At 57.7% G+C, this 15,396-nt stretch carries 12 protein-coding genes and 1 pseudogene; 2 read left to right on the plus strand and 11 right to left on the minus strand.

All coding sequences use genetic code 11. The features are described from left to right. Window positions 1-15 precede the first annotated feature (15 nt). From ABIE60_RS14145 to ABIE60_RS14170, 6 genes are read right to left on the minus strand one after another with little or no spacing between them, the layout of a single operon-like run. Window positions 16-1,314: a spinster family MFS transporter gene (locus tag ABIE60_RS14145; RefSeq protein ID WP_354470165.1), complete on the minus strand. Its 1,299-nt coding sequence runs from the start codon at window positions 1,312-1,314 to the stop codon at window positions 16-18. A gap of 37 nt (window positions 1,315-1,351) precedes the next feature. Further along, entirely contained in the window at window positions 1,352-2,380 is a 1,029-nt protein-coding gene (dmpG, locus tag ABIE60_RS14150) for a 4-hydroxy-2-oxovalerate aldolase (RefSeq protein ID WP_354470166.1), read from the minus strand. A 14-nt stretch (window positions 2,381-2,394) separates the two neighbouring features. Continuing rightward, window positions 2,395-3,306, minus strand: a complete 912-nt coding sequence (locus tag ABIE60_RS14155; protein ID WP_354470167.1) for an acetaldehyde dehydrogenase (acetylating) — start codon at window positions 3,304-3,306, stop codon at window positions 2,395-2,397. 34 nt (window positions 3,307-3,340) lie between these two features. Continuing rightward, complete coding sequence (locus ABIE60_RS14160) at window positions 3,341-4,132, minus strand: fumarylacetoacetate hydrolase family protein (protein ID WP_354470168.1); 792 nt, start codon at window positions 4,130-4,132, stop codon at window positions 3,341-3,343. Between the two features lie 10 nt (window positions 4,133-4,142). After that, window positions 4,143-4,913: a glucose 1-dehydrogenase gene (locus ABIE60_RS14165; protein ID WP_354470169.1), complete on the minus strand. Its 771-nt coding sequence runs from the start codon at window positions 4,911-4,913 to the stop codon at window positions 4,143-4,145. A gap of 46 nt (window positions 4,914-4,959) precedes the next feature. Further along, window positions 4,960-5,928, minus strand: a complete 969-nt coding sequence (locus tag ABIE60_RS14170; RefSeq protein WP_354470170.1) for a flavin reductase — start codon at window positions 5,926-5,928, stop codon at window positions 4,960-4,962. Between the two features lie 203 nt (window positions 5,929-6,131). Between ABIE60_RS14170 and ABIE60_RS14175 the strand changes: the two genes are divergently transcribed. Together ABIE60_RS14175 and ABIE60_RS14180 are read left to right on the plus strand one after the other, a co-directional pair. After that, complete coding sequence (locus ABIE60_RS14175; RefSeq protein ID WP_354470171.1) at window positions 6,132-7,577, plus strand: coniferyl aldehyde dehydrogenase; 1,446 nt, start codon at window positions 6,132-6,134, stop codon at window positions 7,575-7,577. Between the two features lie 7 nt (window positions 7,578-7,584). Further along, window positions 7,585-8,328: an enoyl-CoA hydratase-related protein gene (locus ABIE60_RS14180; protein WP_354470172.1), complete on the plus strand. Its 744-nt coding sequence runs from the start codon at window positions 7,585-7,587 to the stop codon at window positions 8,326-8,328. Between the two features lie 97 nt (window positions 8,329-8,425). Here ABIE60_RS14180 and bktB read toward each other — a convergent pair whose 3' ends face one another. The 5 genes and pseudogenes from bktB to ABIE60_RS14205 all read right to left on the minus strand — a co-directional run bounded on the left by bktB (window position 8,426) and on the right by ABIE60_RS14205 (window position 15,392). Continuing rightward, window positions 8,426-9,604 carry a beta-ketothiolase BktB gene (gene bktB, locus ABIE60_RS14185; protein WP_354470173.1) on the minus strand — a complete coding sequence of 393 codons (1,179 nt, stop codon included), beginning with the start codon at window positions 9,602-9,604 and terminating at the stop codon, window positions 8,426-8,428. Window positions 9,605-9,691: 87 nt separating this feature from the next. Beyond that, complete coding sequence (locus ABIE60_RS14190) at window positions 9,692-11,194, minus strand: DUF1302 domain-containing protein (protein ID WP_354470174.1); 1,503 nt, start codon at window positions 11,192-11,194, stop codon at window positions 9,692-9,694. An 18-nt stretch (window positions 11,195-11,212) separates the two neighbouring features. After that, window positions 11,213-12,604 (minus strand): DUF1329 domain-containing protein, encoded by a 1,392-nt coding sequence (locus ABIE60_RS14195; RefSeq protein ID WP_354470175.1) that lies wholly within the window; start codon window positions 12,602-12,604, stop codon window positions 11,213-11,215. A gap of 215 nt (window positions 12,605-12,819) precedes the next feature. Continuing rightward, entirely contained in the window at window positions 12,820-13,914 is a 1,095-nt protein-coding gene (locus ABIE60_RS14200; RefSeq protein ID WP_354470176.1) for an aromatic ring-hydroxylating dioxygenase subunit alpha, read from the minus strand. Window positions 13,915-14,060: 146 nt separating this feature from the next. Further along, window positions 14,061-15,392: pseudogene (locus ABIE60_RS14205) on the minus strand (spinster family MFS transporter). Between the last annotated feature and the right edge of the window lie 4 nt (window positions 15,393-15,396).

A 15,396-nucleotide genomic window follows, 5' to 3' on the forward strand; every position in this document is an offset into this window, starting at 1 on the left:
TAGCTTCGGCAGCCATCATGCGCTCGTCTGTTGTGCGCTGTGTACCCAATGCAGGCACACCATGGCGGCAGCGGTACTGATGCAACCCAGCAGCAATGAGTAGCGCAATGACTCCAGTGCGAGCACGGGTGTCATCAAGTCACTGAATGCACCGACTGCCAATGGACCTATACCGACGCCGAACAGCGTAACCAGTACGGTCTGGCAGGCCATGGCAACGGCGCGACTGTCAGGTGACACCAGACGGGTGATCATGCTGAAACAGGGGCCTACCCACCAGACGGCAAAGAAACCGTTCAGCGCACACCAGACCATGGCCGTTGGTATCGAATGGCCGAACAGCATCATGGTACTGTCGGCGGGCCAGAGCAGATAGGTTGCCATGGCAACAATACCGACGCCGTGACCAAACTGGGGTATCAGGAGTTGCCAACGCGGGTTGGCGCTGATCAGTCGGTCGGTAAACCAGCCACTGAACAACATGCCGATCGCTGCCGAGCCTCCGCCAACAAACCCGGCCAATATACCGGCCTGCTGCAGATCCAACCCGTGCGAGCGCACCAGAAAGGTGGCATTCCACATGCCGTAGGCGTTGGCACCCAAGGTACTCATGCCTGCGGCCAGAACCAGGTAACGATAGGGCCTTATCGCCCACAGAGACCTGAGTGTTGCCAGAAGTGACAAAGGAGCACGTGGCTCCGTGGGTGGATGATCCCAGGTGCCGCGTATCGGTTCACGTATCAATAGCATGACAAACGCGATTAGACTGGCCGGAATACCCACCACAATAAATGCGGTTCGCCAGCCATAGGCCTCCACCAGCCAGGCGCCCACACTCATGGCGATAATGGCGGCCAGAGTCGGAGCGGTACTGTAGCAACTGATGGCGAACGCTCGACGATTGGCCGGGTAGAGGTCCGCGATCATTGAAATCGAGCAGGGTGTGACCGCTGATTCACCGATGGCGACCAGCATTCTTGCCATGACCAGTACCGCAAACCCGGTAGCGAAACCACAGAGAACAGTCGTCGCGCTCCAGATCAGGGCACTTGCAGCCAGAACACGAGTGCGTGGGAAGCGGTCGGCAAGGCGCCCCGCCCCCAAACCGAAAAGGGCGTAGACACCCGCAAATGCCAGTCCGGACACCAGCCCCATGGCGGTGTCACTGGCATTGAACTCCTGTTTGATCGGCTCGATCATGACCGCCATGATCTGACGACCAATGAAGGTATCGGTGTACAGCAAGGCCAGCAGGAACAATAATCCGTGGCGACGCCAAGCGGGCACAGGACTGGGGGAATCGTTTGTCACCACGGCTGCTCTCCTTGTCAACGACAGGCTGTCAGGGGGCTCAGATCAACCCCTTCTCTTTCGCCATGGTCAGTGCCAGGTCTTCAATCATGTCTTCCTGCCCGCCGACGGTGCCGCGACGGCCCAGCTCGACCAGAATGTCGCGCGCCGAGATGCCGTACTTCTTCTCCGCTCGCTCCGCGAACAGCAGGAACGACGAGTACACACCGGCGTAGCCCAGCGTCAGGGCGTTGCGGTCCACGCGGATCGGCTGGTCCATGATCGGCACGATCAGGTCTTCGGCCACGTCCATGATCTTGTACAGATCGATGCCGGTCTCGACGCCCATGCGATCCAGTACGGCGCAGAACACTTCCAGCGGGGTGTTGCCGGCACCGGCACCCAGGCCCGCAACGGAGCCGTCGATGCGCGAAGCACCGGCTTCAATCGCCGCCAGAGAGTTGGCGATCGCCATGCCCATGTTGTGGTGGCCGTGGAAGCCGATCTCGATCTCTTTCGGCAGTTCGTCACGCAGCAGGCCGATGCGGGCGGTGACGTCATCCGGCAGCATGTAGCCGGCGGAGTCGGTGGCGTAGATGCAGTTGGCACCGTAGTTCACCATCAGTTTGGCCTGCTCCAGGATCTTCTCCGGGCTGACCATATGCGCCATCATCAAAAAGCCAACGGTGTCCATTTCCATCTTGGCGGCCATGCCGATGTGCTGTTCGGACACATCCGCTTCGGTGCAGTGGGTGGCCACACGGATAGTGGATACGCCGCAGTCCTTGGCCATTTTCAGATGGTCAACGGTACCGATCCCCGGCAGCAGCAGGGCGGAGATTTTGGCGTTTTTCATTTTCGGTACCACGGCGCTGAGGTATTCCTCGTCGCTGTGGGCCGGGAAACCGTAGTTCAGTGAGCGACCGCCCAGACCGTCACCGTGAGTGACTTCGATCAGCGGCATGCCCGCTTCGTCCATGCCGGTGGCGATGCTGACCATCTCGTCGAGGCTGATCTGGTGGCGCTTGGCATGCATGCCATCGCGCAGGCTCATGTCGTGCAGGGTTACTGTCTTGCCGTTCAGGTTCATGTTCTGTTCTCCCCTTAGCCGCGTGCCGGCAGTGTGATGGTGCCGTTGGCCGCTTCTTCAGCAAACATCTCGGCGGTGCGCAGACCGGCAGCCGTCATGATGTCCAGATTGCCGGCGTACTTGGGCAGGAAGTCGCCCAGGCCTTCCACCTGCATGAAGCAGGAGACCTTGTTGCCATCAAACACAGGACCGTTGACCAGGGTGTAACCCGGTACGTACTTCTGTACCTCTTTCACCATGGCGTGGACGGATTCGGTGATGGCGGCCTGATCCGGCTCGCTTTCGGTCAGGCAGTGGATGGTGTCACGCATCATCAGCGGCGGTTCGGCCGGGTTGATGATGATGATCGCCTTGCCCTCTTTGGCTCCACCGACTTTTTCAACCGCACCGGCGGTGGTGCGGGTGAATTCGTCGATGTTCTGGCGGGTACCCGGCCCGACGGAGCGGGAGGAGACGGTGGCGATGATCTCGCCGTATTCAACCGGCTGCACGCGGCTTACTGCTGCGACCATCGGGATGGTCGCCTGGCCACCGCAGGTGACCATGTTGACGTTCATCTCCAGGTTCTTGGCATGGTCCGCCAGGTTCACCGGCGGAACACAGAACGGGCCGATGGCGGCGGGGGTCAGATCGACCATGATCACGCCCAGTTCATTCAGCTTGCGGCTGTTCTCGGCATGGACATAGGCCGAGGTGGCGTCGAAGGCGACACGGATATCGTCTTCAAGGATGTGCGGCAGGATGCCGTCCACGCCGGTGGCGCAGGTCTTGATGCCCATTTCGGCAGCGCGCTTGAGGCCTTCGGACTCGGGGTCGATCCCCACCATCCAGACCGGCTCGATCCACTCGGAGCGCTGCATTTTCATCAGCAGGTCGGTGCCGATGTTACCCGGGCCAATGATGACCGCTTTCAGTTTTTGGGACATGGTTTAATTCCAGCTAGTCGTATTCGGTAGTCAATCAGGGAGCAAAATGGATCGAGCAGCTTCCAAGCCCTTTGGCGGTCAGGTTGAAGTGATCGCCGGCGGCAGCCGGTATCAAGGGCGCCAGAGCCCCGGACAGAATGATCTCGCCCTTGCGGAAGGGAATGCCGTACTCACCCAGTGTGTTCGCAAGCCAGGCAACGGCTGCAGCCGGATGTCCCTGAACGGCTGAGCCCAGGCCTGTACCGGCGGACTCACCGTTTTTGTTGATTTGCATTTCCACAGCGGCCAAATCGAGGCAAGAAGGGTCAGTGTGGATCTGACCAATGACAAACACGCCACAGGATGCGTTGTCGGCTACCGTATCCACGATGCTGATACGCCAATCGTCTATGCGGGAGTCAACAATTTCAAAACAGGGCGCCACCCATGCGGTAGCGGCGAGAACATCTTCAGCCGTAATGCCGGGGCCGGTCAGGTCCGCTTTCAGGCAGAAGGCGATCTCGCCCTCGGCGCGTGGCTGTATGAGACCGGTCTCTGCCAGGCTGACCTCTGCACCATCCTCGAACTGCATCTGATCGGTCAGGAAACCGAAGTCGGGCTGGTGCACATTGAGCATCTCTTGCACCGCTTTGGACGTGACGCCGATTTTCTTGCCGATCACCCGTTCACCATTGGCCTCACGCAGTTTCAGCGTGTGCAGCGAGATATGGTAGGCATCGTCGATGCTCAGGTCGGGGTAACGTTCAACCAGTGGCGGCAGGGTTCGGCGCTCTTTCAGGGCCAGATACAACTCGTGTCCGAGCCGCTCGCGAAGTTCCTTGCTCATGCTGTTCTCCTCAGCCCCAGACACTGCCTTCAGCGCCACCATCCACCTCAATCACCTTGCCGGTCACCCAGCTGGAGGCGGGGGTCGCAAAATAGAGCGCGGCGGCAGCGATATCCTCCGGTTCACCAATGCGCTGCAAGGGTGTGTTCTGTGCCATCTTTTCCAGCATGGCGGCTGGAGCGGCATTTTCCAGCGCTGCGGTGCGAATGGGACCCGGTGCAATGGCATTGACACGAACATGCGGCGCAAAGTCCTGTGCCAGCAGTTTGGTCAGGTGGGTGAGTGCCGCCTTGGCGGTGCCGTAGGCACTGAAATGTTTCTGGATATAGCGCGCCGCGCCCGAGGTGATGTTGATCACATTGCCGCCACCGGCGTTGCGCATGTGAGGCACACACAGCTGGGTCAGTGAATAGGCGGAGGTGACATTAAACTCAAGTACGGCCGCAAAGTCTGCCGGGGTCATTTTCAGTGGATCGTTGGGGCCCGAGCCGCCGGCATTGTTGACCAGATGCGTAATCGTGCCCATCCCTTCGATGGCCGAAGCGACCAGCGCCTCACGCTGCAGTTGATCATTCACATCGCAGCTGACGGCCAGAGCACGGCGACCCAGCGCGCGGACTTCATCGGCAACTGCCTCAACATCAGAAAGCGTACGTGCGGAGCACACGATATCGGCTCCGGCTTCGGCATAGGCCAGTGCGATGGCACGGCCCAAACCACGTCCTGCCCCGGTAATCACGGCAACCTGACCTTCCAGGTTGAACCTGTTCAAAATGGACATGACAACTCCTTGTTATTATTGAGCGTTATGATCGAGTCATTGAACGTCAGGCTGAAACGGCCCAAAGATCAGGCAACCCTGGGTCTGTACGTTCGATCAGGCGTTTGAGCAACAGTTTGAGTGCCATCGCATCCCCCGGTCCCAGTGCTTCAACAAGTTCTTCTTCAATCGCCTTGGCCTGTGCAATTTGATGCAGTGACGCTTCTCGACCGTCGGCCGTGAGGCAATAGTGGTCATGTTCAACCACAACATGTCCCCCTCTGATCAAGACATTCATATCGGCTTGATCGACCGTATAACCGGTATAGGCGATATAATCGTTGATCTCATCCAGCGTCAGTCGGTCGCGTATGCACAATACTGAAAGAATGAAAAACTGTGCCTGTTCCAGATGCTGTTCCTCAAGCAGCCCCTGCAGACGGTTAACCATCTGGAAATGGGCACGGCCCAGCAGGTAGCCGAGCAAGTCTTCGGTATAGCTGCACTCGGGTGGCGGTTCTGCCTGAGTAAGGCGTACCTCTTCCCTTGGCTTGCGGGCAGTCAAGGCGTACTGTCCGCTCTGGAACACCAGAGGAGGCAATGTGCTCTGATCGAATCGCAGAACCTCGCCAATGAATATAATGTGGTCGCCGCCATCATGCATGAAGGCCGTGCGGCACTGGAATCGTGCTGTACAGTCCGGCAGCAGCGGGGCATCGGTCAGCCCATCATCCAACTGAAGGCCCGCAAACTTGTCTTCACCTCGGGAGGCAAAGCGCCCGGACAAGCCTTCCTGATCGACTGACAGTACATGCACGTTCCAGGACTTGGACTCGGAAAATATCGGCAGGCTATTGGCCGTTTTGGCGAGACTCCAGAGCACCAGTGGTGGATCAAGCGATACGGAGTTGAAACTGTTGGCAGTAATCCCAACAGGCGTGCCATCAGCTGCGGTTGTGGTGATGATGGTGACACCGGTGGTAAATGTGCCCAGCGCGGTACGGAAGGCTTTGGTGTCGAAGTTGTTATTGGTCATGGTCTGCCTCTGCTGGCCGGTGAGTCTGTGTCGAGTATTACAGCGGGCACGGGGGTGTTCATCGTCTTTATGGACTAACAGTTCAGGCGTGCAGTCGTCCGTCTGGACGAGGTATTCAGCGTCTTTTGTGGGTAGTAATGTGATTGAAATAAATATAAACAGGTGGTTACCCGCAACTGCCGGTGTAAACGAGGAGACAACCGATGGCTGATGCCGTTACGAACCCAGAGGCCATTGGCGCCTTGCTGCAGCGCCAACAGAACGCATTCAATCGTGCAGGCAGTGTGACTGCTGAAACCCGCAAGGCACGTATTCAACAAGTGATCGATCTGCTGGTTGATCATTGTGACGCCCTTGCTGATGCCATGGGAGCCGATTTTGGTGAAGGTACGGCCGGTGGACGTCCGCGAGCCTTTTCGATCATGAATGATATTCTGGGATCGCTGGGCTCGCTTAAGCATGCCCGTGATCATCTGGAGCAATGGCTGCAGGCTGATCCTCGCACACCTTTTTCGCCCTATGACCAGCTGGGTGCCCAAGCCGAAGTCATGCACCAGCCAAAGGGCAGTGTGGGCATCATCGGCACATGGAATGCACCGCTGTTCACCCTGTTCAGCCCGCTGGCCTCTGCACTGGCCGCCGGCAACCGCGCCATTCTCAAACCTTCTGAAGTGGTGCCGCAAACTGCTGCGCTGGTGGCCGAACTGGTCAGTGCTCACCTTGATCCTGAAGTGGTGGGCGTCGTTACGGGTGACGCCACAGTGGGCGCGGCGTTTGCTGCATCTTCGTTCAATCATCTGGTGTTCACCGGCAGTACGACTGTTGGGCGCAAGATCATGCGTGCAGCGGCCGAAAATCTGGTGCCGGTCACGCTGGAACTGGGTGGCAAGTCGCCCGTTGTCATGGGGCGCAGTGCAGATCTCGATGACGCCTGTCGTCGCCTGGCCATTGCCAAGGGTACCAACGGCGGCCAGATCTGTATCTGCCCCGATATTCTCTATGTTCCTTCCGAGCAGCTTGAAAATGCGGTTTCGGCTCTGAAGGAGCACTTCCGCAACTTCTACCCAAATGTGGACGGCAATCCGGACCTCGTTGCAGCTGTTAATGAACAGCACCTGCAGCGCGTGGAAAGCTATCTGGCGGATGCGCGTGAGCGTGGCGTACGTATCGAGTCCACTCACCCTGAAGCCAGCGGTGAAACCCGCAAGCGTCCGCTGAGGCTGGTGATCAACCCGCCGGCTGACAGCCTGATCATGCAGGAAGAGATCTTTGGCTCGGCACTGGTGATCAAGCCTTACGGCCAACTGAATGAGGTCATTGACGATATCCACAGTCGGGGTCGCCCATTGGCGTTGTACTACTTCGGCTGGGATGCCGATGAAGAGCAGCAACTGTTGAGCCATACCCTGTCGGGTGGCGTGACCGTAAATGATCTATTGATGCATGCCGCCATGCATGAAGCGCCTTTTGGTGGTGTGGGTGCCTCCGGCATGGGGCATTATCACGGCTATGAGGGGTTCCTTGAATTCAGCCACGCACGCACCGTTTTCCGTACCCCCCAATATGATCCTCGTGGGGAGTGGGGCATGCTGCCGCCGCATCATGACCAGTTTGAATCGATAATGCGTGCCCAGGTGACCAGGGACTGAGGTGAGCATGACAACACTTTTACAAACCCTGGATGAAAGGGTACTTCAGCTCACTCTGAACCGAGCTGACAAACGCAATGCGTTCGATCGTGAGCTGTATGCAGCACTGACCGAAGCCATTCAGGCGGGTGACATTGATCCCGAGGTGCGTGTCATTCGGTTAATGGCCGAAGGTGGTTGTTTCAGTGCGGGCAACGATATTGCTGATTTTCTGGCCGAGCCGGAACAGGGGCGGCGTACCGATCCGCCCTTGAAGCTGTTGCAGACATTGCGTGCCTGTCGCAAGCCAATTGTTGCACAGGTCCATGGCAAGGCGGTGGGCATAGGCGCAACGCTGTTGCTGCACTGCGATCTGGTCTATGCCAGTGATGAGTCGGCCCTTGTGTTCCCCTTTGTGGCGCTGGGGCTCTGTCCTGAAGGCGGCAGCACTCAGCTGATCCCGCAGTTGGCTGGTCATGTGAAAGCCTTTGAATGGCTGGTGCTGGGGCAGTCCTGCTCGGCAAGGGAGGCGGCTCAGTGTGGACTGATCAATGCGGTATTGCCCGTTGAACAGCTTGAAGCCCAGGTCACCAATGTTGTGACAAGGCTGGCGGCGCTGGATCCTCAGGCGGTGCAGAACTCCCGTCGCCGCTTACAGTTGGCTGCCGGTAAGCAGCTGGATGTACTGATGCAGGCGGAAATGGACCTGTTCGAGTCACTGCTGGAAGGCGAAGCGGCACAGCAGGCCTTGAATGCCTTTGTGAGTCGCTGAGCCGTAACGCGATAGTGAGAAGCCCCAACTCACGTGATTATCGAAGAAGGCTGCCCGTTGTGCAGCCTTCTTCGTTTTAAAGCGCTTACCTGCTGGCTCAGCAGCGCTCAATCAGCGCTGCAATACCCTGGCCACCGCCGATGCAGAGCGCGATAACCGCATAACGGCCGCCAATGCGCTGTAGCTCATGTAGAGCTTTCACCATGATGATACTGCCGGTAGCACCGATCGGATGCCCAAGGGAAATGCCGCTGCCGTTGGGGTTCAGGCGATCGGCGGGCAGGCTCAGCTCACGCTGTACCGCCAGCGCCTGAGCGGCAAAGGCTTCGTTGACTTCAAACAGGTCGATATCATCGACCGTCAGTTGGTGGCGCTGCAGCAGTTCCCGAATGGCCGGCACCGGGCCGATGCCCATGATCTGCGGATCAACGCCGACCAGATGATAGTCCACCAGCCTGGCCATGGGCTTCAGCCCCTGGCGTTCGGCTTCGGCGGCGCTGGTCATCAGCACCGCGGCGGCGGCATCGTTGATGCCCGAGGCGTTACCGGCGGTTACGCTGCCGTCCTTCTTGAACACGGGGCGCATTGTGCTGAGCTGCTCCAGCTTGCAGTCAAAGCGTACATGTTCGTCGCGGCTGAACTGTTCGGACTTGCCGCGCTTGCCCACCTCGATCGGCACGATCTGTGAATCAAAGCGACCATCCTCAATCGCCTTTTGCGCACGTTGATGGCTGCTCAGAGCCAGAGCGTCCTGATCTTCACGGCTGACGTTAAAACGCTCGGCCACATTCTCCGCAGTTACTCCCATGTGATAGAGATTGAACGGGCAGGTGAGTACGCCGGTCATCGGATCGACCATCTGGCTGTCGCCCATGCGTTGACCGAAGCGCGCGCTGGGCAGGTGGTAGGGCGCACGCGACATCGACTCCGCGCCGCCTGCAATCACGGCATCACAGATGCCCAGCTGGATCTGCTGGGCTGCGGTAATGATCGCCTGCAGACCGCTGCCGCACAGACGGTTGAGCGTGAGTGCCGTCGTAGTCTCGGGCAGGCCGCCCTTGATTGCGGCCACGCGAGACAGATACATGTCGGCGTTTTCGCTGTGAATCACATTGCCGAACACAGCCTGACCGACCCGCTCAGAGGCGCAGCCAGTGCGTTGCAGCAGCTGCCTGACGACATCACCGGCGAGATCAGTAGGGCGCTGTTGTGCGAGTGACCCGCCAAAACCACCAATTGCAGTTCGCAGGCCGTTAATAAACACAACGTCTTGCATGGGTGTTACTCCTTCGAGTTGCTCAAAAAAAACGGCCTCAAAAGAGGCCGGAAAATGAATGAAGAAAAATGTTAAAGCGGCCTTGGGTTAGAAGGCGTATTTCACCGACAGTGAAATGTTGTCGCGGTCAGTCAGAGGTTTCTGTTCGGCCGGGGTCGCCATATCAGCATCACCCATATAGGTCAGATAATTCAGGCCCACCTGAACGCCTGAGCGGTGGGTAAAATCAGTACCGATGCTGAAGCGGTGGTCACCTTCGCCGCCCACGCCGCCGGTCAAGGTGCGACCGCTGATTTGACGAGAGTAGGCGATGGGCACGTTCAGACTCCAGTCTTCGGTAAAGCCGGGGTAACTCAACGTCAGGCTGCTGCTGAACGCCAGACCATGGTCACTGTAAAGCAGTTCATCTGTTTCAGTTCCCGGTATGCCGATAGCGCCGCGCTTTTCCACGTCAAGGATATCAACGTAAGACAGTTCGGTCGTCAGGGTTGCAGTATCAGCCAGCCATGAGCGACCGAAGTTGAAAATGGCGTTTACGTTGGTTTGCATGATGTCGGCACGAGTCGGGGTGCCTGCAACAACCGGTGTATTCAGCAGTACAGGCGCTCCCTTCTTGTAGGAGATCTCACCGGCAACAGATGCCATTCCGAAGGAAGTAGAGACGGTGGCACCATACAACTCGACATCATCAAAATATCGTACACGGTAGGAGTTCGTCATAGCGCTGACTTCAGGCAGCGGTATACGGTCATGGTATCTGAGGTAGTAGAGGCCCCACTCGGTTTCAAGACTGGTACGGAAACGGGTACCCACACCCCACTGGCCAAATTCGTCGGGCTCGATATCGTTGCCGCGATTACCGAATCCACAGGGTTGACCGGGGGCGGCAGTCAAACAGCTTGCACCCTCGCCAACTGCCTCACCGGTGCTCAAAAAAGAGCCGGGTTCGGGAACCTGCGTCGGATGCCAGTTATATTGAGCATGCGCCAACAGAGACCAGTTCGGGTTGATTTCCAGCTGGGCAGAGATCTGATCTTCCGGCAGCAGGATGTCTTTGACTTCTACCCCGGGGGTACCGGCCTTGGTGGCGTCAGACGGTCCCTGGGCCAGTGAAATGCTCGGCATGAAGAGGGCCTCACCCCAGGCAACAACGTGCTTGCCGAGGCGAAGATCCAGATGGCTCTGCTCACCCAGAGCAAAACTGGTGTAGCCGTACAGATCCAGCAGCCGAGTGTAGCCGCCGTGATATTTTTCGGCCTCATCCGAGAATTTGCTGTTGTCCTGGTATACGTCGTCGTAGAAGGTACTGGCTGAGAATACCAGACCGCTGCTGCCCTTGTGCAGACGGCCTTCCATCAGCAGTGACAGACGGTTGTTGGTCAGGTCGCCCTGATCAAAGTTACGGTTGCCGCTGCTGGTGAGGGCCGGGTCCTGATCTTCCAGCCGTGCAGCTGCGCTGTAGGTCAAGGTGCCCTTCCAATCCAGCTTCAGGTCATTGCCAAGATCAATCGTCTCGCCGGCCTGGGCATGGGATGTGATGCCTGCACTGATGATGGCGAGGGCCAAAACTTTGGGTTTAAATGCTGTCATGATCATCTCCTCGCTGTTTTAGTGGGCTTTACGACGCAGAGCCGCCGGGGTGAACATTTCCGGTGTCAGGCCGCCTGCGTTCAGGATCGGGCCTTTATCCAGATCCTGGAACAGGTTGTAGGCCACATAGCCACCTGTCGCGAGGTCGTGATAGAAGCTGCTGCCGGCCTGCCAGGCGTTCATGTCGTAGGCGTAGTAGTAATTCAGGAAGGCATGGTTGACCAGCTCACCACGGGTGTCATAGAAATCACTCATCACGCCGTGCCAGGTGTCTTCATCAATGAACAGCACACGCTTGCCATACTTGTGGCGGTGGGTGCTTTTGAGGCTGCCTTCGAGTACCCACACACGGCGCAGTTCGTAGCGCATGAAATCAGGGTTGGCGTGGTTGGGTGTCAGCAGGTCATCATAAGCGACACTCTTTTCATGCAACTTGTAGGTATTGGCAGGAACGAAAATCTCACGCTTGCCCTTCAGCTCCCAGTCGAAGCGTTCCGGCGAGCCGTTCATGAGTCGGTCCTGGTCAATCACCATTTTGCCTGAAGTGCCGGCAGCCGGGGTATCGAAGCCATACTCGGGCAACTGGCGTACACGCCGTGTACCGGGGTTGTAGGTCCAGGCCAGGCGCTGGCCCTTGGCAAAATTCATCGGTTCGATTGAAACGGTTCGTTTGCCCTGATCACGTGTTGGCAGGATGGTGCCGGTATCACTGTAAGCCATGATGTCACCGACAGGTTTGCCGATCTCATCAGGCAGTGTGATAACGTTGAGCGCAGCGTTGTGTGTGCGACCCCAGGTGATAGAACCGTTGGAGTTTACATCGGCCAAGTCTCGCTGTTCCATCCGCTCCGTAAAGGCACGATACGGATAGTTATGGTTTGCCAGCACCTGCATTGCCTGGTTTTCACCGGAAGGGATCGGGAATGGAACAGGGCCTTGATAGCCGGTGTAACCCATGCCACCGTCAATCAGCTCGGCTTCTACCGCATTTTTCTTGGCGATTTCACAAATTTCATCGGGATAACGGAAATCGCGACGTCCTTCGTAAACAGGAATGCGGAAGGTATCCGGGAAGCGCTGCAGCAAAGTGATCTGACCTTCGGTCAGGTTGTCTCGGTACTGTTCCCAGTTTTGCCCGGTGATCTGGAACTTGGGTTTGTCATCGGGATAAGGATCTATCGGGTGCTGCCCCACATTAGGGGTGTAATCGATACCGGGCGGTGTGCCGAGCCATTTGCCGGAGAACGGGGGAATGGTTCCTGCTTCGTTACCGGCTGCGACAGCGCCCATGCAGGTAAGCTCGTTACCCAGCTTGGCGGCTTCCTCGGGTGAAACCTTGGCGTAAGCGGATGCGGACAGGGCCAGTGCTATTGAAGCCGCGAGCGGCTTCCACAAATGCTGCTTTCTCATCTTGCCTCCAGATGTGAACCCGATGACAGGACCTGTTCCTGTGGCGGGTTTGCAGTGGGTTTTATTGTTGTTGTCCGCTGATTGTTGAGGAGTTGGCTGTCTAAAAAATCGTCTGAAAAGACTAGGCGGGTTGGTTTTGTGTTTTAAATCTTCAATGAAAACGGCCTGAAAATCGCTCTTCAGGCCGTTTTTTGTCGCTAACAGACGTTAAGTGATTATCTGTCGGTATACGGAGGGATGCCGTTGGGAACGTACACGCCTTCAACCTTGTCCAGGAATTCGGCCTTGCGGTCCCGCGGATTGAAGAACTGTTTGTACCAGATGCGAGCTTTCATGAACGGGCCGTCACTGGGAATGAACATGCCGTTCAGGCAGGGCGCCTTGTTGGTCCACACCTCAAAGTCCTGAGCGAACGCCAGGCGGCTGGCTTCCTGGAACTGGCGTGCCGCAATCTCATCTTCCACGGTAACCTTGTCATTGCCGTTGGGTGACTTCACCAGCAGAGAGTGCCAGACGTGGACGCTGCCATCCTCAACCGGTGTGTGGTTGATCATCAGGATTGATTCATAATACCCGGTCAGGTAAGAGATCAGCACGCCCGGGCCGTTGTAGGTGGTGATGGTGTGCAGGATCGGACTATGCCCGTCTTCGCCTACCAGAGTGCGGTGCGGGCCGCACTGGCGCTGGATCGCATAGTGGCCCTTGAATTCGTTCTCATAGCGCTGCACGGTAGAACCATGAATCGGGCTCAGGTGGCCGTAGTCGCAGATGTTATCGACCACTTCCTGCGGGTGTTGCTCAAGAATGCCCAGGTCGTCAAATTTCCACTGCACCCAGGACGGATCGTCCCACTCGGGCAATGAAGGATGCTCCCATTCGGGCTCGCCGCCTTCAGGATCATGCCAAACCCAAATGGCGCCCAGGCTTTCCTTGACGGTCCAGGATTTGACGCAGGCCGCCTTTGGAATCGGGCCTTCATGGTAAGGAATGTCATCGCACTCGCCATCAGGGCCAAAGCGCCAGGCGTGATAAGGGCAGCGAATGCTGTCGCCTTCAATATTGGTGCCGCCGCCATCAATGATGACATAAGAAGTATCGTTGGGCGCGGCCAGGTGCGTCTTCATGTGCGGGCAGTAGGCATCAAGCAGCACGACCTTGCCGGTAGCGCGGCCACGATAGAGTGCAAAATCGCGGCCGAAAAAACGAACGGCCAGCGGCTTGTGGGTGTTGATCTGATCGGCGGTGGCGATCATGAACCAGCCGCGGGGAAAGGTAAAATCACCGAGCCGGTAGTCCTGGGATGTTGCCATGGGGAAACTCCTTGATCTTGTTGTTATCACTCGACCGATTCTGAATATCGGTCGAGTGCGGGACATACCCTGTTTGGACGATATGAGTTGCTGTGCCTGATCTGCGTCAAAAGAGTGACCCGCTCAGGCAGAGGCTTTAAAGAAGGTCAGGCGATCTGTGCATCAAGTTCTACGAGACGGCGCTGGTAGGGTTTGATTGCCAGGGCATAGAGCAGCGCAGTGACCAGCAGCAGGCAAAGTACGGTTGCGAGCGCCCAGCGCAGGCCGTCTGGCCCCATGTTGCGGGTATAAAAGTCACTCAGCGTGCCTGACAGGAAGGGGCCGAGGCCGGCGCCTACAAGCGTCATGAACAGGTTGACGAACGCTGCCCCCATGGCGCGCTGAGAGCTGGTCAACAGATGGCTCACGGCGGCAAAGGTCAGCGTGGGCCACCAGCTTTGAAAGAAAGCAAAACCGGCACAGAACAGCATGGCGAAGGGAATATCATAGCCTGCCACATCAAAAGTGGAGGTTTTGGGCCACAGCAAAAAGGCGATGCCCATGGGCAGACTGATCAGAATGCCCAGCATCGGTAGCGCAATCTGCCAGCGGGTGTCACGTACGATCAGTCGATCGCAAAGCCAGCCGCAGAACAATGTACCCAATACCGCAAACAGTCCGCTGGACAGGCCGAACAGTAGGCCGGCCTGAGCCAGTGACATTTCGTAGGTGCGCAGCAAGAAAGTGGGTGCCCAGATGCCGAAGCCGTAACCGACGACACCTGTGAGGGCCACGCCCATGCAGAGCAGGACAAACGCACGCACTGCAAAGATGCTTTTGATTTGTGGCGCAATCTTGATATCACGGGCCAGAGCGGCCTGTCGACGCTCCTCTTCGCTGTCAAACACGCCCCGGCCCGGATCACGCGTGAAGAACCACAGCGTTGCCGCGATCAGTACCCCGGGGATGCCGAAGGCGATGAAAGTGGTACGCCAACCGTAGGTCTGTGCAATATAGCCGCCGACAACCATGGCAATCAGAATGCCAAGCTGTGGTCCCAGCATGAAAATGCTCATCGCCATTGAGCGGCGCGCCTTGGGGTAAAGGTCTGCCACCATGGAGACGGAAGGGGCCATGCCGCCGGCCTCACCGATGGCTACAGTCATGCGCGCCATTAGCAACTGCCAGAAGCTTGTGGCCAGGCCACAGGCCATGGTTGCCATGCTTCACAGACCGCAGCAGATGGATATCATTTTGCGGCGATCGGCACCCCGGTCGACCATACGGCCCAGGGGGATGCCCAAAACCCCGTACAGTACGGCAAAGGCGAGCCCGGTCAACAGGCCCATCATGGTATCGGACGCGCCAAACTCCTGTTTGATTGGCTCTATAACGATCGCAATAACGTTGCGGTCGATAAATGAGAACACATAGACCAGGGCCAGCAGGACCAGAGTGAAGTGACTCCGGGAGGTCACTTTGGGCGGCATGATCGACATCTCA

It is taken from the genome of Marinobacterium sp. MBR-109, assembly GCF_040547565.1.
In the GTDB taxonomy this organism is placed as follows: Bacteria; Pseudomonadota; Gammaproteobacteria; order Pseudomonadales; family Balneatricaceae; genus Marinobacterium.